This is a genomic window from Mesorhizobium sp. 1M-11 (assembly GCF_001303895.1).
Taxonomy (GTDB): Bacteria; Pseudomonadota; Alphaproteobacteria; order Rhizobiales; family Rhizobiaceae; genus Mesorhizobium.
In genome coordinates, this window is sequence record NZ_LJSD01000056.1 from 38,278 (window position 1) to 56,807 (window position 18,530).

Consider the following 18,530-nt stretch of genomic DNA (forward strand, 5'->3'; position numbering starts at 1 on the left):
TTGCGGCGCTCGTCGACGCAACCAAGGCTGCTCGGCAAAGGTAGACCAGACATGTCCCGATTCCTGCGCTCTCTCGCGCTGTCCGTCGTCCTTTCACTTTCCGCCTGGAGCAGCGCTTTGGCGCAGGAGGCGGGCGGCACGCTCAACCTCATCGTCCAGCCCGAACCGCCGACGCTGAATGTCGGCGTCAACCGCCTCGGGCCGACCACCTATGTCGGCAACAAGATCTATGAGGGCTTGCTGACCTATTCCGCGGACCTGAAGCCCGTGCCCAGGCTGGCGGAGAGCTGGACGGTTTCCGACGACGGCCTTGTCTACACGTTCAACCTGCGGCGCAACGTCAAATGGCATGACGGGCAGGCGTTTACAGCGAAGGACGTGGTCTTCAGCTTCGAGAAATTCCTGCCGGCGCTCCAGGCGCGTTCGCGGCTCAATCTTGCCGAAGTGAAGGAGATCGCCGCGCCGGATGATCACACCGTGGTGTTCACCCTCAAGGCACCGTTTCCGGCCTTCATCTTCGTCCACAACACCGCCGTGCTGCCGGCCCATCTCTATGAAGGCGTGACCGATTTCCGCAACGCAGAAGCCAATACGAAATTCGTCGGCACCGGGCCGTTCAAGTTCGCGGAGTGGAACAAAGGCTCCTTCATCCACCTGGTGAAGAACCCGGATTATTGGGGCGACGGCAAGCCTTATCTCGACGACATCTTCTTCCACGTCATTCCCGATGCCAACAGCCGCGCGATCGCCTTCGAGACCGGCCAGGTGGACGTCCTGCGCGCCGGCGACGTGGAGAATTTCGACATCAGGCGGCTCGCCGAACTCGACGGCGTCGAACTGACGGAGGCAGGCTGGGAAGTGCTGCAGCCCGTGGGCTATATCCATCTCAACAACCGCCACAAGCCGCTCGACGACGTGCGCGTGCGCCAGGCCATCGCCCATGCGATCGACCGGCAGTTCATCATCGACACGATCTTCGCCGGCTTCGGCCACGAAACCAACGGCCCGCTGTCGCGCCTCTCGCGGTTCAAGGACACGGCGGCCGAGACGAAATACGAATACGATCCGGCCAAGGCGAACGCGCTGCTCGACGAGGCCGGATTGAAGCCGGACGCGAACGGAGTGCGCTTCGCGGTGAAGCTCGTGCCCCTGCCTTATGGCGAACTCTGGCAGCGGCAGGCGGAGTACACACGGGAGGCACTCGCTGCGGTCGGCATCAAGGTGGAGCTCGTGGCCGCCGACGTGCCGGGCTGGTTCAAGCGGCTCACCAGCTTCGACTACGATCTCGGACAGAACTTCGTCTACACGACCGCTGACCCGGCCGTCGGCATCAGTTACGCCTACACCACGGTAGAGGGCGACAATGCCGGCACCACCGGCGGCAATGTGAACGGTTATTCCAATCCGGAGGTCGACAGGCTGCTGGTCGAGGCCGGGCATGAGAACGATGCCGAGAAGCGCAAGGCCCTCTATTCGCAAGCCCAGAAGATCATCTCTGCCGAGGTGCCGCTGATCTGGACGCACGACATCGTCTTCCCGACGCTCTACCGCGGGAAGGTCCGCAATCTCATCACCACCGGCTTCGGCACCGACGAGAACTTCGCCGATGTCTGGCTGGCGAAATAAGGGCGGGCAGGGGATGGATCGCATTGGCTTTCTGACGGGACGGGCCGCGAGGGCAATCGTCATCCTGCTCGGTGTGATCGTGCTGAACTTCGTGCTGCTTCGGCTCGCTCCCGGCGACCCGGCATCGGTGCTGGCCGGCGATCAGGGGGCTGCCGATGCGGCCTTCGTGGAGGAACTGCGCCATGACCTTGGCCTGGATCGTTCCATTCCCGAGCAATTGTGGGTCTACGCCAGGTCGCTGGCGCAGCTCGACTTCGGCCAATCCTATCGCGAGCAGCGACCCGTCGTCGATATCGTCGCCGAACGCCTGCCGGCGACGTTGCTTCTGACGCTGACGGCCTTCGGCTTCGCCCTTGCCGCGGGTATCGCGCTGGGATCGACGGCCGCGCGGCATGCGGGCAGCCTGCTGGACACGATCCTCACCGGCATCTCCGTCATGTTTTTCGCCATGCCGCTGTTCTGGATCGGCCTGATGGCGATCCTGTTCTTCTCCGTCTGGCTCGACTGGCTGCCATCCTACGGCATGGCGACCGTCGGCGCCGGCCATTCCGGGTTGTCCCATGTCGCCGACATCGCCTTGCATCTCCTGTTGCCGGCACTGACGCTCGGCCTGTTCTACATGGCGATCTACATGCGCGTGACCCGCGCCTCCGTGCTGGACGTGCTCGACCGCGATTTCGTGAGCACCGCCAGGGCCAAGGGCCTGAAGCCTGGGCTGATCTGGCGCCGGCACGTCCTGCGGAACGCGCTGCTGCCCATCATCACCTTCGCCTCGCTGCAGGCCGGCCATCTGATCGGCGGCTCGATCCTGATCGAGACCGTGTTCGCCTGGCCCGGCATCGGACGTCTCGCCTTCGACGCCTTGATGCAGCGCGACTACAATCTGCTGCTGGCGATCTTCTTCATCACCTCGGCGATCGTCGTGGCGATCAATCTCGTCGCCGATATCCTCTACGTCGCCGCCGACCCGCGCATAAAGCTCGGGGCCTGATCCGATGGCGGGGCCGAGAGAAATTCTGTCGAGGAACCCGGGCGCAGCCGTTGGCACGGCGCTTCTGGCCGCGATCCTGTTCCTGGCGGTGTTCGCCGACCTTCTCTATCCCGGCGATCCCTGGCGGATGGCAACGCGGCCGAACCTGCCGCCGTTCAGCCCCGGCTATCTGCTGGGCACCGACATGCTGGGCCGCGACCTTGCCGCGGGTATCGCGCATGGTGCGCGCGTGACCCTGTTGATCGCAGTGGCGGTGACCGGGCTCGCAGTGGCCTTCGGTGTCGCGGTGGGGGCGGTGGCAGGCTATTTCGGTGGGCGGGTAGACGACGTCGCGATGCGTTTCACCGAGTTCTTTCAGACCATTCCAAGTTTCCTCCTCACGGTGGTGATCGTCGCCATCGTCGCGCCGTCGCTGACCTCGATCATCCTCGCCATCGCCCTGGTCAGCTGGCCGCAGATCGCGCGGCTGGTCCGGGCCGAGGTGCTCAGCCTGGCCAGCAAGGATTTCGTGAGCGCGGCGCGCGTTGGCGGACTGTCGACGCCGCGCATCATCTGGAGCCATGTCCTTCCCAATGTGCTGTCGCCGGTCATCGTCGCGGCGTCGCTGATGACGGCCACCGTCATCCTGATCGAATCCGGCATCAGTTTCCTCGGGCTCGGGAACCGAGCCTTTGTTTCGTGGGGGTATCTGCTCGGCACCGGCCGGACGGCATTCAGGGTCAACTGGTGGCTGTCGACCATTCCCGGCGTTGCGATCTTCCTCACTGTGCTGTCGCTCAACCTGGTTGGCGACGGCCTCAACGATTGGCTCAACCCGCGCAGCAGCGGCCGGAGCAAGCGCGGATGACGGCACTGGTCGAGATCGAGAACCTCTCCGTCGCCCTGCCGGACGATGCCGACAGGCATCTCGCGGTCGAGCGGGTGTCGCTGCGGATCGACCGCGGCGAGGTCCTTTGCCTGGTCGGCGAATCCGGCTCGGGCAAGTCAGTCCTCGCTGCAGCCATCGCCGGCCTGCTGCCCCCGAAGCAGCTTCGGATCACCGGCGGCAACATTCGCTTCGACGGTGTCGACGTGACACGGCTTTCCGAGGCCGGGTTCCGGCGGTTGCGCGGCAAACGCATCGGCTTCATCTTCCAGGAGCCGATGAGCGCGCTCAATCCCGTGCTGGCTGTCGGGCGGCAGATCGAGGAGGCGCTCGCCGCGCACGACAATGGCGATCGCACGGAGCGTGCCGCCCGCGTGCTGGAGCTGGTGCGCGCGACGCGCCTTCCGGACCCGGAGAACATCGTCCACCGCTACCCGCATCAGCTTTCGGGCGGGCAGCGGCAGCGTGTGATGATCGCGATGGCGATCGCCAACGAACCCGATCTTTTGATCGCGGACGAACCGACCACGGCGCTGGACGTCACGACCCAGGCCGAGATCCTCCGGCTCATCCTCGACATCAGGCAGAGGCTCGGACTCGCGGTGCTCTTCATCACCCATGATTTCGGGGTGGTGGCCGACATCGCTGACCGGGTGTCGGTCATGAAGGAAGGCCGCATGGTCGAAACAGGCACCGCCACCGCCGTGCTGGAGCAGCCACGCGATCCGTACACGCGGCGCCTCATCGAGGCTGTTCCGGAGCTGCATGCCGGCGTGGCCATGAAGAGCGTCGCGGGTGATCCGCTCCTCGCGGTCGAGGGCCTCGTCAAGACCTACCACGAGCGACGCGCGCCCTGGCGCCAGGCGGGCCCGCAGACGCGGGCGCTCGATGGCATCGGCCTGGCGATCGGGAGAGGGGAAACGGTTGCACTGGTGGGCGAATCCGGTTCGGGCAAGACGACGCTCGGCCAATGCATCGTCGGGCTGGCCGATTGGGACGCCGGCAAGCTTCGCTTCGACGGAAGGGAGCTCGCCGGGACGGCGCGGGAGCGGGCGCTGAGGCCACGCATCCAGATGGTGTTCCAGGACCCTTTCGCCTCGCTCAACCCACGCCACCGCGTGCGGCGTATCCTGACCGAGGCCGCGATCGTCAACGGCTTGCCGCGCGAGGCCGCGGAAGAGCGCATGCTCGGGCTCTTGTCGCGCGTCGGGCTCGATGCGGCGGCGGCCGACCGGTTTCCGCACGCCTTCTCGGGCGGCCAGCGCCAGCGCATCGGCCTGGCGCGCGCCTTGATGCTGCAGCCGGAATTGCTCGTTGCGGACGAGCCCGTTTCGGCCCTCGACGTCTCGATCCAGGCGCAGATCCTTGATCTGCTCGCCGAGATCAGGCGCGACCTCGGCCTGTCCATGCTGTTCATCACCCACGATCTTCGCGTTGCCTCCGCGGTCGCCGACAGGATCGTGGTCATGCAGGAAGGCCGGATCGTCGAGGACGGAACATCGGGGCAGGTGCTCTCGCGCCCGCGCTCCGCCTACGCCCGTGCGCTACTGGCGGCGGTGCCCGGTCTTGGCTGGGACCATCGGCGGCGGGCAGCGGATCGGACAGCCGCCGAATAGTCAGGAATTCGACGCGGCAGGCCGCCCCGCCTTCACCGCCACCGATCAACTCGATTTTTTGAAGCACGTACGAACAAGGAGTGAATGAACATGACCGCAGTGGGTGAACCAATCTCGCTGACCTACCTGCGTCCTGCCACAGCGAGGGAAGACGAGCTGGTGGCACGCTTCCAGCCGATCTTCGACCGGATTGCCGAGGGCAATGTCGAGCGCGAGCGCAATCGCATCTTTCCTTTCGAGCAGGTGCAATGGCTCAAGGATGCCGATTTCGCGCTCGTGCGTGTGCCAGAGGAGTTCGGCGGGTGGGGCGCCTCGCTGGAGCAGACCTACTATCTCCTGGCTCTGTTGGCGGAAGCCGACGCGAATATCGCCCACGTATGGCGCAATCATCTCGCCTTTATCGAAGATCGCCTCAATGCGCAGCCGTCGCCGGCCAACGACCGCTGGTTCCAGCGTTTTCGTGACCGCGAGTTCGTCGGAGGCGGGTGGACCGAAGCAAACAACGGTACCTACGCCACCATCAAGACGACCGTGACCCGCGAGGACGACCAATACAAGGTCACCGGCGCGAAGTTCTACGCCACCGGCAGCCTCTATGCCGACTGGCTCGACGTGATCGGCAAAGATGAGGACGGCTCGCTCATCACCACTCTGGTGACGCGCCACCAGCCGGGCGTCGTGCTCAACGACGATTGGCCAGGTTTTGGCCAGCGCACCACGGCGAGCGGCAGCGCCACCTACCGTGATGCGGTGGCGCGCGAGGGAGACGTCTTCCCGGCGAGTGAGCGTGTGGTCTACCAGGGGCACTTCTACCAGACGGCAATCCTGGCAGTGCTTGCCGGCATCACGCGCGCTGTCCTGCGCGATGGCATCGCGGCGCTCAAGTCGCGCGGGCGCAACTATCCGCAAGGCCTGAACCCCGTCCCGGCGCTCGATCCGCAACTGCTGCAGGTAATCGGTGAGGTATCGGTGCGGGTCTTTTCGACGGAAGCGGCACTGCGCCGCGCCGCAAACGCGCTCGACCTTATTGCCGCCGCCCACGCGGCGGGCGACATCGCATTGCGCGACAAGCTTGTCGTCGCCGGGGAAGTGGCGGTCGCGCAGGCCCAACTCGCGATCATAGACGGCGTCCTTCACGCGGCGACCCATGTCTTCGACGCTCTGGGTGCGTCGGCCACTTCCGAAGAAACCGCGCTCGATCGCCATTGGCGCAATGCGCGGACGCTCGCCTCGCATAACCCGGTTGCCTACAAGGCACGCATCCTGGGGGACTATCTGGTCAACGACAATTCGCCCGCGTCGAGCATCGCCCGGCTCGGGCGAGGTGGCCAGGGCAACTAGGAGACGCCACGATGACAGCTCCTTATCTTGCCCTCGGCCTTGCCGGACCGCACCTTGTGGAACTCAGCGCAAGCCGCGCGCTGCTGTCGCGATGGGACGCATTGCCGGTCGCGTTCAGCGTGCTGGGCATCGACCGGGTCGACGGCAGCACGCCGGCACCGGTCACGCTTGCGAGCAGTGCCGTCGGCGCGACCCTGGCGGGGGCCACCAAACACGGGCGCTTTTTCATTGCCGCGGCACCGCAGCGTGACCACCCATACAACATTGCGCGCCGCGTCGCCTCGCTTGCCCACCTGTCGCATGGCCGCAGCGGGCTGCTGATCGGGATACGCGATGGTTATGCGCCCGAAGGCCCGAGGCAAGCCCCGGCCTGGGGTGGAGCGGGACTTGGAGGCGGTGCGCCGCTCAACGCCCAGACGGCCTACGATGCGGCTCGCGCGGTGCGTGCGCTTGAGCAAAGCTGGCCGCACTCCTCGATCATCGGCAACCGGGAAACCGGTATTCTGGTGGAGTCGAATCGCATCGTGCATGTCGATCTCGATGACAGTTTCGCAATCGCGGGACCGTTGAACGCGCCCGAGCCGGCGACGGGGGCGTCGGTGATCGCGTGGTATGCCGCGACGGCAGCGGATAACCCGCCGGGCAGCGATCCGATCGAACTGATCATCGGGGATGCGGGCTCCGTACCCGTGGTGGCGCTGGGCAAGGAGCCGCCGGCGCGTGGGGTTGCGGGCGTCGTCCTGCGTGCCGGCCTCGAGCATTCGATGGACGATCTGCTCGACACCGCCGAGCGGTGGCTTGCCGAAGGCTTCGCTCTCGTCGCGCCCGGTGGATCCCTGCGCGACGCGCTCGGCCTGTCCGCACCAGCGCCGCTGCCCGCCACGGCGCGCGCCGCCTTTCCGGTGCCGCGGCCGCACGTCGCTCTCTAGAGCATTTCCAGCAAAAGTGCGCAGCGATCTTACGTCCGGAATTGCGCAAAAACAAAGAGTTAAAGCATTTTCGCGTTTCCGGGAAAACGGAAACGCTCCAGGCAACAACGGAGACATCATCGATGACGTCCAAGCGATCCGGTCACGTCCTTCTCGGCATCAACGTGCTGGTCCTGGGCTATCTCCCGGCGGCATGGAAGACACCGCTGCTGAAGAAGGATTCCTTCATCGACGCAGATTATTGGGCGAACCTTGGCAGGACCGCCGAACGCGGTACCCTCGATGCCCTGTTCCTGGCTGACGGCCCGCTGCTGGGCGACCCGGCGTATGACGCCAATCCGATCCGCCTCGAGCCGACGGTGAACTGGGGCCAGGTGGCGGCGGCGACCTCGCGCGTGGGGCTGGTCGCCACCGCTTCGTCGACCTTCAACGACCCCTTTGAACTTGCCGAGCGCCTGCTCTCGTGGGACCATCAGACGGGTGGCCGCGCGGCATGGAATGTCGTTACCACCCGCGGCGTCCCCGCGGCGCGCAACTTCGGTATGCCCGACATCCCCTTTCGCGACGACCGCTACGAACGCGCGAGCGAATTTGTCGATGTGGTACGGGCGCTGTGGGATTCGGCAGCCACGAACAGCGACGTGCACCACCATGGCGAGTTCTTCCATGTCGAGGGCCGTCTGCGCGTACCGCCGTCGAAGCAAGGTCGCCCGATCATCTTCCAGGCGGGGGGCTCATCGCAGGGTCGCGCACTCGCGGGGCGGGTGGCTGAAGGCGTCTTCGCGGCCGAACTCACCAAAAATCAAGCCATCGAGCACTATCGCCTGGTCAAGGGTTTCGCACGCGACTATGGCCGCTCGCCTGACGACATCAAGATATTGCCGGGCCTGCTGCTCAGCCTGGGCAGCACAGAGGAAGAGGCACGCCGCCGCAGCGATGAGCTGCATGACGCAGGCCCAGCGTCCTACTCGATCGGCTGGCTGTCGCAGGCAATCGGCTACGACGCCTCGAAACTCGAACTCGACGAACCGTTTCCCGAGGATGTTCTCGGCCCTCTCAACGACACTCAGACCTTTTCAGGCAGCGTAGGCTTTCGAGAATCGATCATTGCGCAGATCCGCAAGACCAACCCCACCGTTCGCGAATATCTCAAGCAGACACGCTACACCGGGTCAGGCCATGCCGGCTTCGTCGGTACTCCCGAACAGCTTGCCGATCACATCGAGGATTGGTTCCACGCCGGGGCCATCGACGGCTTCAATCTGCAACCCGATCGACTGATCGATGGGCTTGCGGTGATCGTCGACGAAGTCGTGCCTATCCTGCGCAAGCGCGGCCTGTACCGTCACGAATACGAGACGGAAACGCTGCGCGAGCACTTCCGAGCAGCCTCTCCGACGCCTGCCTTCTGACGGTTCGACAGATGCATTGCGTTGAACTGCGTGAGCGACGGGGCTTTGCCCGCTGTCCCCCTATGCAACGACCGCTCCGGATTCTGGTGCGCACACGCCGGCACTACGGTCCATCCGCTCAAACGACGAGGCTTGGGCGCTGTGGTCGCTATTCCTTCGATCCAAGCACATCTTCCTTCTTGCTTGGTCGCAAATTGAATGATCTGCGGAAGGCCCGCGGCGTATTTCCAGTGCGCTTTCTGAACACCTCGTAAAAACGACTGCTCGATCCAAATCCGCAACCATATGCGATCGATAGGATCGGCTCTTCCGTGTCGGCCAGCAATTGTATTGCGCGCGCGATACGATAGCGGATGAGATATTCATTGACGGAAATGCCCAGCACCTGGCGAAAGGCCTTGTTCGCAGTGGTCGGATGCATTGCCGCGAGATTGACCAATTGGGGTACGGTCAGGGGCTCGGCGTAGTGTCTGTTGATCAGTTCGGTGAGAACTTCGACATGACGAATTGCAGGCCCGGATGAGAGCGACTTCAATCGATGCGGCGAGAGTTCCTTCTCGCCGCTGGTATCGAGAATAAGACGGCGAATTCTAAGCCTGACTTCTTCCATGACGAGCTCGCGCCGTGCGGGATCGCTCTGATCCCATTCTTGCACCCACCGCTCCGAAATTCTGGCGTCAGTCAGGCTCTCACACGGCTCAGACAGGAACGCGCCCTGCATCACTCGGCGTCTGGCCCCTCGGTCGACTGGCAAGCTCAGGAAATCAGCCAACGGGAGGTAAATACAGATCAGGACAGCGTTGGCGCTAACATCTATCGTTTGATGCGGTATGGCCGCCCAGAAGAGTACGAGCCGGTTGGCTTCTACATGTTCCTGCCTTCCATTGAACAGATAGGTCATGCGTCCATTGAGCAGCAGGTTCAGTTCTAGATGGTTGTGCCAGTGAGCGGCAGCCATCGCAGAGGCAACATGACTTTCGATCAGGAAGTCGTCCTGAGATACAATAGTCGCCTCTTGCTGATCGGTCGGTTTCTGGGACATTGCCGGCCAAGGAATCTCGAATCTCGGATTAATTGTCAAAAATGCAGGAGGAAACTCTCACATGAAAGAGTGACTATCATCGCGTCACTTGTCAGCGGAAAGTTCGTTCATGCCCAAAATTTGTCTCGTCGGTGCAGGCAGCACGGTCTTTGCCCAGAACATTCTGGGCGACGTCCTGTCCGGCAAGAGCAGAGGCGACTACACCATAAGTCTCTTTGACATTGATCCCGAGCGCTTGAAGACTTCGGAGATCGTCACTCGCCGCATCTGCGAGGCGCTCCATCTCGATCGGGTCCGGGTTGAGGCGACGCTTGATCGACGACTGGCCCTGCAGGGGGCGGATTTCGTCATTCTTATGATGCAGGTTGGCGGTTACAAACCGGCCACCGTCACCGATTTCGAAGTCCCAAGGGATCACGGGCTCCGGCAGACCATAGCCGACACTCTTGGAATCGGCGGTATCTTTCGCGGGCTGCGCACCATTCCAGTTCTTCAGGCAATCTGCCGCGACATGGAAGAGGTGTGCCCAAACGCGTTGCTTATGCAATACGTAAACCCAATGGCGATCAATTGCTGGGCGATCAAGGAGATTGCCCCGGCCATTCGGACTGTGGGACTTTGCCACAGCGTGCAGCATACAGCGGCCCATCTCGCGGATTGTCTTGGAGAGAAGGTTGCCGACATCAACTATCTTTCGGCCGGGATCAACCATGTCGCATTCTTTCTCAAATATGAGAAGCTGCATGCCGACGGTCGCCGCGAAGACCTCTATCCGAGGCTGCGTGCCCTTGAGGTGGAAGGACGCGTTCCATCCGACGATCGTGTTCGTTTCGACGTGCTGAAGCGGCTCGGCCACTTCGTCACGGAATCGAGCGAACATTTTTCTGAATATACGTCCTGGTACATTAAGGAAGGGCGCCAGGATCTGGTCGAGCGGCTCAACATTCCGTTGGACGAATACATCCGTCGCTGCGAGGTTCAGATCGCCGAATGGCATGCATTGCGTCGGGACCTGGAGGGTGGCAAACCGATAGAAGTCTGTCGTAGCAACGAATATGCCGCTGGAATCATCCATGCCGCTGTGACGGGCCAATCCGCGCTGATTTATGGAAACGTTCCAAACAATGGATTGATCCAAAACCTGCCGGATGAATGCATCGTTGAAGTGCCCTGCCATGTCGATCATAACGGCATACAGCCCACACGGATCGGACGAATACCCTCCCAGCTCGCAGCGGTGATGAGGTTGAGCGTGTCCGTGCAGGAGTTGACGGTTGAAGCGGCGCTCACGAAGAAGCGCGACCGCATCTATCAGGCAGCTCTGCTTGATCCTCATACGTCGGCGGAATTATCGCCGGATCAGGTCTGGAAGCTGGTCGACGACATGATCGAACGTCACGGCGACCTGCTGCCCGCATATCACTGACCCCTGTCTGAACAGAACAGCAAACCCTGTGGCGCGGCCCTTCTCACGAAGGGCCGCGTCTTCGCGTTTGCATGGTTGGTGCGATCAAAATCCATCAAAATTCTGATTGACACTGATTTTTTATAGCAGATATTTGATCGAAATAGAGGCGATGGGGAAAGGGAGGGGCTTCATTGAGCCAGCCAGGAGGAGTGAAGGTCGATCGTCTCGACGCCATTCGCAGCCATTTGTATGCGAACGGATTTTCGACCATTCAGGCGCTTGCTGATGCCATCGGCGCCTCGCTGGCAACCGTCCGCAGGGATTTGCAGGTCTTGGAAAGAGAGGGCGTCATCGACCGCACCCACGGCGGTGCCCGGATCGCGGATGGCTCGTCCGTAGAGCTTGCCTTTCAGGAACGGGCAAAGCGACATCTATCCGCCAAGCGCGCGATTGCGACGTCGGCCTACAGTCTGCTCACGCCGCGTACTTCGATCTTTCTCGATGCGGGAACCACCGTGCTGCAGCTTGCGCGCCTGATCCGCCTCAACCCCATCCCGCTTCGCATCTTTACCAACGGGCTGACGGTCGCCCAGGAATTCCTAGACGTTCCCAATTTGGAAGTCGCGTTGCTTGGCGGACAACTGCGCAGCGAAAATGCGTCGCTCGTCGGACCGCAAGCTGAAGCGATGCTGGAATCAATTTGGTTCGATCAGCTCTTCCTCGGGGTAAGTGCCATCAGCCCGGATGGGGCGATCTACAGCGTGGACAGCGCAGAGGCGAGCCTCAACAAATGCATGCTCACCCGCTCCGCGCACCGCTTCGTACTCGCTGACTCTTCGAAGTTCGGCACCATGGCGACGTACAAGGTCGCTCCATTGAGCGCGGCGAAAGTGATCACCGATACCGGCCTGTCCACGCATTGGCGAAGCGAGCTTGCCAACCTTGGCGTTGAGACAACGATCGCGGATCTGGGAACGCAAGAGTGAACAGCGACCTGATCCTTGGCGTGGATGGCGGCGGTAGCAAGGTACTGGTCGCACTCGCGGACAGAACCGGCACAGTTCTGCGGATGTCGCGCAGCGGCGGCGTCAATCCGATGGACAATCCGAACTGGCGGCGCGAACTGGATTTTTCCCTGCATCCGTTCGAGGGGGAACAGCGACTTGCCGCCGTCGCCGCCGCTTTGCCCGCCTATGGCGAGGTGGCCAATCTGTCAGAACAGCAGGCCGAGGCTATCAGGACCAGATTCCCGAAGGCGCGGCAGCATCTCCTCAACGATGTCGAGGCAGCCCATCTGGGCGCATTTGTCGGCCAGCCCGGCATTCTCATCCTCTCCGGAACCGGTTCGATGGCTTGGGCACGCAACGCCGCCGGCGTTTCGGCGCGTGTTGGAGGATGGGGTGACGTCATCGGGGATGAAGGTAGCAGTTACTGGATCGGGCGGGCGGCCCTGAGCCTTGTCAGTCAAAGCCTCGACCGGCGCGCAACCCAGACCGCGCTGGCCAAGGCCGTGTTTGAGTTCCTGCACCTAGACAGTTCCGATCCGGTCAACGCGCTTGGCGGATGGGTGAGCAGACTGGCCAATCCTCGTGCCGATATCGCGGCCCTTTCTGTTTTGGTTGATCGTGTCGCAGGCGCTGGAGATCCCGGTGCGAAACAACTGATTGATCGGGCTGCCGTCGAACTCGCAAAGCATGTCCAAGCCATAGCGCCGCATTGTGACCGGATGGCTGACTGGACCTATGCGGGCGGGACCTTTGCAAGCCGCTCTCTGCTTGCCGCAGTTGAACGGCGCATCGGAAGCCCGCCCGTCAGACCGAAGCTTCCTCCCATCGGCGGTGCTCTCCGTGCGGCCGCCCAACTCCTCGACTGGCCAGTGGATGATGGCTGGATCGCGCAAATCGCCGCCACGGCAAAGACTGCGGCGATGCATTCAGGTGAGTAACCTCAACAAGAAGGAAAGAAGGGAACATGCGTAAAATTACTTTGCCATTCGTCGCGCTGGCGACGCTCATTGTCGCCGGCCCCGTTCTCGCTCAGGAGGCGAAACCGCTCGCCGGACAATCGATCACCGTGCTGATGCCTTCCCCGCAAGGGGCCACTGTCGCAGCAGATTTCGAGGCCGAGACCGGGATTCATGTCGATCTGCAAACACTGTCCTGGGACGACATCCGCCCCAAACTCGTCACTGCGCTGGTTGCCGGCACCGCACCGGCCGACGTCACGGAATTTGATTGGTCCTGGACCGGTCAGTTCAGCGCTGCCGATTGGTACATGCCACTCAATGACGTCATCGATGCCGATACGGTCAACGATATCGCCGTCGCGAAGATCTTCAGCGTCGATGGCAAGCTGCTCGGAGTTCCCTACACCAACGACTTTCGGGTGATGTTGGTAAACAAGAAGCATTTCGAAGATGCCGGCGTTGCGGAGATGCCCAAGACGCTCGACGACCTGGTCGCCGCGGCGAAAAAGATCAAGGCGAAAGGGGTGTCCCAATATCCGATTGGACTGCCGCTTTCGGCAACCGAGGGCGCCTCGACAAGCTGGTACCTTTTGACCAAGGCCTTTGGTGGGGAGCTCTTCGACAAGGATTTCAATCCGCTTTTCACGGCCCCGGACTCGGCCGGTCACAAAGCACTGAGCTTCGAGTTGATGCTTTTGAAGGAAGGCTTGGTCGATCCAGCTTCTACCGGTCTGAAGGACAGCCAGATCAATGATGCGATGTTCTCGCAGGGGCTGACGAGCATCATGGTTTCCGGCGAGCCGGGGCGTCTCACACAGATGAACGACCCCAAGCAGTCGAAGATCGCTGGTCAGGCCGAGGCAATCCTGGTCCCCACAGAAAGCGGCAAGACGCGGAGCTTCGGTCTGCCGGAAGCTCTTGCGATTCCCAAAGTCTCGCAAAACAAGGAAGCCGCCGTTGCTTTCGTCAAATGGTTCACCAGCAGGGATTTCCAGAAAAAGAATGCGGTCAATGGCATTCTTCCGACCCGAACATCGGCGTTGGCGGAGTTGAACCAGGCCGGGAAGCTGCAAAGCGGCAATACGATCGTCGAGCAATCAAAGACCGTCGACGCACTCTTTCCGCAAGGAACGCCGACCTGGTATCCTCAATTTTCAAGCGCTGTAAACACTGCGATCAATAGCGCCGCGAAAGGCCAGATCACTGTCGATCAGGCCATGCTGAACATTGCAGAGGCTGCAAAGCAGGCCGCGGCGCAATGACGATCGCAATTGCTGCGGCGGGAAACAAGCGTGGTGTCGGCGTTAACGCCGACACCACGCTTGGAATACTGCTTGTCTCTCCGATCCTGATAACGATGGCCGCCCTGGTCTTCTTCCCGATCGGAAGGACGCTCTGGGATAGCCTTCACAGGGTCAATCCCATGCAGCCTGGGACGCCCTTTGTTGGTCTCGAGAACTACACTCGGATGTTCTCCGACGGACAATTGGGAACGACATGGATCAACACGCTTCTTTACGTCATTCTCGCCGTCGTAGCCGAAACGGTCTTCGGGGTGCTCGCTGCAGCGCTCATCAACCAGGTCAAGGTCGGCCGGCGATGGTTGCTCGCCGCGGTCGTGCTGCCCTGGGCACTTCCCGGCGTCGTCAATGCAGTGATCTGGCTCTGGATCTACCAGCCCGGCGCGGGGCTGCTGAATGGCATTTTGTCGGCGATGGGACTGCCGTTCGAAAACCACGTCTGGTTTAACGACCGCACCAGCGCGATCATTGCCGTTACGGTGGTTCACGTTTGGCGCATGATGCCTTTGACCGTCGTCATTGTGCTTGCTGCGATGCAGAGCATTCCTGCCCATCTTTACGAGGCGGCGCGGATCGACGGCGCGACGAACAGGCAAATGTTCACCCTGGTCACCCTGCCGCTGGTGCGCAGCGCGATAGCCGTCGCCATGACCAATGCGACCGTCAATGCATTCAACCTTTTCGATGAGGCGTGGGTGTTGGCGGGCTCGAGCCTGGAGACGCGCCCTGTTCTCGTACAGATCTACCTCGAGACGTTCCAGAATCTTCGGTTCTCGTACGGCATGGCTCTTTCCGTTGTGATCACATTCGTGTCGCTGCTGGTCTCGCTTGTCTATGTCCTACGCGTCTATCGCAACACACGGTTGGACTGATGAAACAAAGCCTTGGCCATCGTCTTTTCATTTGGACCGGTGTTGCAGTCCTGCTGATTTGGTCTCTCGGACCGATCTATTGGACACTTGCAAGTTCGGTTACGCCGGCGGAGGATTTTTCGGCCCGCCCCATCCATTTCCTACCGCAACGCTTCACGCTCGATCATTTCTCACGCCTGCTTGGAATCGACTTGGCACGGATCGGTGGCGTGGAGGTTTGGGCGCAGTTTCGCTCCGCACTTCTGAACAGCATCGTCACGTCGATTGCCGCCACAGTTCTTTGTGTCGCGATCTCCGCCCTGGGCGCCTATGCGTTCACACGGCTGACTTTTCCCGGACGGCGATTTCTGTTCGGCGCCGTTGTCGCGACACTAGCCATCCCCGCTTACGCGGTCTTGATACCACTCTATCAGATCATGATCAGCCTTCGCCTCGTCGATACCTATCTTGGCGTGGCATTGATCTATGTATCGGCATATCTGCCGCTGTCGCTCTGGTTGCTGCGCAGCGTCTTTGAGGCCCTGCCGCTTTCCCTGGAGGAAGCAGCGCAACTCGACGGCGCTGGCCGCCTGTACATTTTCTTCAAAATCGTGCTGCCATTGGCCGGGCCTGGTTTGACGGCCGCTGCAATCCTGACATTTCTCGGCGCCTGGGGGCAGTATCTGGTCCCGCTGATATTCTCGCCAAATGTGACGAAACCGCTGACGGTTCTGATCCCCGAATTCGTCACCAAGAACTTCATCGACTACGGGCTGATCACGGCAAGTGGCTCGATTGCGATCATCATCCCTGCACTCGTTGTCATTTTCCTCAACCGGTACCTGGTCAGCGGACTGCTGGCGGGCTCGGTCAAGTAAATCGGAGTTACTATGAATACGACAGAAAAAGTCATCTTTGAACAGTTTCCCTTTTGGGAAAAGGCGATGGGCAGGATCCCAGCTGCTTCCGATTCAAAGCTGAAGGTTTTCGTCGGCTGCGGTACGTCTTATAATCTGGCGCTTTCGCTTGCTACCTATTCCAATTCGGCTGGCCAGCCTGCAATCGCAGTTCCCGGCGGGGAATGGCTCAATCATCCAAAGCTATCCTGGCCGGATTGGAAATCGACTCATGTGGTGGCACTTTCCCGTAGCGGTGAAACCACTGAGACCGTGGCCGCGGCCAAAGCGAGCCGCATCGCCGGAGCTCATGTCAGCGCAATCACCGTTGAGGCAACAAGTTCGCTTGCCAAGAATTGTGACACGCTGATCGAAGCGGAAACCCATGACGAAGAAGGCATCGTCATGACAGTTTCGGCAAGTCTGATGCTGCTTTTGGGCATGCAGATGATCGGGGCTCAAATCCCGCCATCGATCGTCTCATCTGCGCGCCGCTTGGCCGATCAACTCGACGCAGGCCTGCCCGGAATCCTCGCGGGACATTCGCATTTCGTTTTCCTCGGCAGCGGTTCGCTGTACGGCATCGCCCTGGAAGGCGCATTGAAGCTGATGGAAATGAGCCAGATCGTCACGCAGGGCTTCCATCCGCTGGAGTATCGGCATGGACCGATCAGCCTCGTCGACGAAAAGACCGTCGTTGTCATGCTCTACGGTGCCGATCAGAAGGCCGCGCAAGCGCTGCTGGTCGACGAGGTGCGGGAAAAGGGAGCGACCGTCATCGGCTTCGGCGGTCCCGGCGACCTGGAACTGAATGTCGGTTGCGATCCCGCCTTTGCAGGCCTTTGCGCACTTCCCGCCTTGCAGATTCTTGGCGAGCGCGCGGCGCAATCCAAAGGAGTCGACACCATGGCCCCCCGTCACCTGACCAAAGTCGTGATGCTGGGATGAACGTGTCCGTCAAACACAATCGCAGTTCCGCGCTGAGGCAACTCCTTCGCAACCGCATGCCGAAATTGCCTCGCGGGATCGCATCGGTTTGCTCCGCGCATCCGCTTGTCATCGAGGCGGCGCTGAAGCATGCAGCCTCCGAGGGCTCGGCGGCCCTGATCGAGGCAACCTGTAACCAGGTCAATCAGGAGGGTGGTTATACCGGGATGACGCCGCGCGATTTTCGACGTTTCGTCGAAGACATAGCATCCGCGGTCGGCTTTCCCGTTGAGCGCCTTATCCTCGGGGGCGATCATCTCGGGCCGAATCCCTGGAAGAAGCTTCCTGCGCATGATGCGATGGTCCGCGCCGAAGCAATGATGGCGGCATATGTCGAGGCTGGATTTGAAAAGATCCATCTCGACACGTCTATGGGCTGTGCCGGCGAACCGGTCGCCTTAACCGACGAACTGACCGCAGAGCGCGCTGCCCGATTGGCGAGGGTGGCGGAAGATGCCGCGCTTCGATCCGGCCATCGGGCGCCTGTCTACATCATAGGTACCGAGGTTCCACCGCCTGGTGGTGCCTCGCATGCTCTTGATGACCTGGAAATCACCCGGCCAGAGGCGTCGTTAAACACGCTTGAAGTGCACCATGCTGCATTTGCGAAAGCCGGTATAGAAGCAGCGATCGAGCGCGTGATCGGCATCGTTGTTCAGCCTGGCGTCGAGTTCAGCAATGCCGATGTTGCCGTTTACAGACCAGATCGGACGCATGCGCTGGTCAGTGCGCTGGACCACATGCCGGGTCTGATCTTTGAGGCACATTCCACGGATTATCAGCCTGCTCATGCCCTTGCAGCGCTCGTGGACGGCGGGTTCGCGATCCTAAAGGTCGGCCCTGGTCTGACTTTTGCGTTGCGCGAGGCACTTTATGGCCTCGATGCCATCGCGAAGGTTCTCGCGGCCGAGGCGTCGTCGGTTTCGCTCTACGCGATCATGGAAAAAACAATGCTTGAAAAGCCAGAGTCGTGGGGCTCGTACTATGGCGGATCAGCTGAGGAACAGCGGCTGCAGCGGCATTTCAGCTATAGCGATCGAATCCGCTACTACTGGCCGGACAAGCGCGCAGTGTCAGCCGTCGAGAGCCTGTTTACACGTCTGGATGGCGATATTCCGGAAACGCTGATCAGTCAGTATCTCGGCCGGATCTATCCGGCGGTGATCGACAAGAAGGTTCCGCCTCGCGCGCGGGATCTCTGCATTGCGGCGATCGAGATGGCTCTAGGGCCCTATTCTGCCGCGACGATTGCATAGGTCTGTTCCACGGCTTCGTGCGATCGACGTGGTCGATCACTGC

The 18,530-nt window shown here is 61.5% G+C and carries 16 protein-coding genes; 15 read left to right on the forward strand and 1 reads right to left on the reverse strand.

Translation table 11 applies throughout. The features are described from left to right. Window positions 1-51 precede the first annotated feature (51 nt). From AO692_RS24605 to AO692_RS24635, 7 genes are all read left to right on the forward strand, one after another. Complete coding sequence (locus AO692_RS24605; RefSeq protein WP_054312704.1) at window positions 52-1,626, forward strand: ABC transporter substrate-binding protein; 1,575 nt, start codon at window positions 52-54, stop codon at window positions 1,624-1,626. Window positions 1,627-1,639: 13 nt separating this feature from the next. Further along, complete coding sequence (locus tag AO692_RS24610) at window positions 1,640-2,617, forward strand: ABC transporter permease (RefSeq protein WP_054312705.1); 978 nt, start codon at window positions 1,640-1,642, stop codon at window positions 2,615-2,617. A 4-nt stretch (window positions 2,618-2,621) separates the two neighbouring features. Further along, window positions 2,622-3,464 (forward strand): ABC transporter permease, encoded by an 843-nt coding sequence (locus AO692_RS24615; protein ID WP_054312706.1) that lies wholly within the window; start codon window positions 2,622-2,624, stop codon window positions 3,462-3,464. Continuing rightward, window positions 3,461-5,098: an ABC transporter ATP-binding protein gene (locus AO692_RS24620; protein WP_054312707.1), complete on the forward strand. Its 1,638-nt coding sequence runs from the start codon at window positions 3,461-3,463 to the stop codon at window positions 5,096-5,098. Before AO692_RS24615 ends, AO692_RS24620 begins: the two co-directional genes overlap by 4 nt. A gap of 90 nt (window positions 5,099-5,188) precedes the next feature. Beyond that, a complete protein-coding gene (locus AO692_RS24625; protein WP_054312777.1) occupies window positions 5,189-6,439 on the forward strand; it encodes an acyl-CoA dehydrogenase family protein in 1,251 nt (416 codons plus the stop codon). An 11-nt stretch (window positions 6,440-6,450) separates the two neighbouring features. Continuing rightward, complete coding sequence (locus tag AO692_RS24630) at window positions 6,451-7,368, forward strand: LLM class flavin-dependent oxidoreductase (RefSeq protein WP_054312708.1); 918 nt, start codon at window positions 6,451-6,453, stop codon at window positions 7,366-7,368. Between the two features lie 122 nt (window positions 7,369-7,490). Next, entirely contained in the window at window positions 7,491-8,780 is a 1,290-nt protein-coding gene (locus tag AO692_RS24635) for an NtaA/DmoA family FMN-dependent monooxygenase (protein ID WP_054312709.1), read from the forward strand. Between the two features lie 148 nt (window positions 8,781-8,928). On the opposite strand, the gene AO692_RS24640 is transcribed toward AO692_RS24635, so the two are convergent. Next, the gene (locus AO692_RS24640; RefSeq protein ID WP_054312710.1) at window positions 8,929-9,822 is read right to left on the reverse strand and encodes a helix-turn-helix domain-containing protein; all 894 of its coding nucleotides are present in this window, start codon (window positions 9,820-9,822) and stop codon (window positions 8,929-8,931) included. A gap of 109 nt (window positions 9,823-9,931) precedes the next feature. Between AO692_RS24640 and AO692_RS24645 the strand changes: the two genes are divergently transcribed. The 8 genes from AO692_RS24645 (at window position 9,932) to AO692_RS24680 (ending at window position 18,487) form a co-directional block, all read left to right on the forward strand. Further along, window positions 9,932-11,248 (forward strand): alpha-glucosidase/alpha-galactosidase, encoded by a 1,317-nt coding sequence (locus AO692_RS24645; protein ID WP_054312711.1) that lies wholly within the window; start codon window positions 9,932-9,934, stop codon window positions 11,246-11,248. Window positions 11,249-11,421: 173 nt separating this feature from the next. Then, on the forward strand, window positions 11,422-12,216 hold the full coding sequence (locus AO692_RS24650; RefSeq protein WP_054312712.1) for a DeoR/GlpR family DNA-binding transcription regulator: 795 nt from the start codon (window positions 11,422-11,424) through the stop codon (window positions 12,214-12,216). Continuing rightward, window positions 12,213-13,175: a BadF/BadG/BcrA/BcrD ATPase family protein gene (locus AO692_RS24655; RefSeq protein ID WP_054312713.1), complete on the forward strand. Its 963-nt coding sequence runs from the start codon at window positions 12,213-12,215 to the stop codon at window positions 13,173-13,175. The genes AO692_RS24650 and AO692_RS24655 overlap by 4 nt, the downstream gene beginning before the upstream one ends. 26 nt (window positions 13,176-13,201) lie before the next feature. Further along, the gene (locus tag AO692_RS24660; protein WP_054312714.1) at window positions 13,202-14,458 is read left to right on the forward strand and encodes a sugar ABC transporter substrate-binding protein; all 1,257 of its coding nucleotides are present in this window, start codon (window positions 13,202-13,204) and stop codon (window positions 14,456-14,458) included. Continuing rightward, complete coding sequence (locus tag AO692_RS24665) at window positions 14,455-15,369, forward strand: sugar ABC transporter permease (RefSeq protein ID WP_054312715.1); 915 nt, start codon at window positions 14,455-14,457, stop codon at window positions 15,367-15,369. The genes AO692_RS24660 and AO692_RS24665 overlap by 4 nt, the downstream gene beginning before the upstream one ends. Continuing rightward, window positions 15,369-16,226 carry a carbohydrate ABC transporter permease gene (locus AO692_RS24670; protein ID WP_054312716.1) on the forward strand — a complete coding sequence of 286 codons (858 nt, stop codon included), beginning with the start codon at window positions 15,369-15,371 and terminating at the stop codon, window positions 16,224-16,226. Before AO692_RS24665 ends, AO692_RS24670 begins: the two co-directional genes overlap by 1 nt. 12 nt (window positions 16,227-16,238) lie before the next feature. Beyond that, window positions 16,239-17,192, forward strand: a complete 954-nt coding sequence (locus AO692_RS24675; RefSeq protein ID WP_054312717.1) for an SIS domain-containing protein — start codon at window positions 16,239-16,241, stop codon at window positions 17,190-17,192. After that, entirely contained in the window at window positions 17,189-18,487 is a 1,299-nt protein-coding gene (locus AO692_RS24680) for a D-tagatose-bisphosphate aldolase, class II, non-catalytic subunit (protein WP_054312718.1), read from the forward strand. The genes AO692_RS24675 and AO692_RS24680 overlap by 4 nt, the downstream gene beginning before the upstream one ends. Window positions 18,488-18,530: the final 43 nt, after the last annotated feature.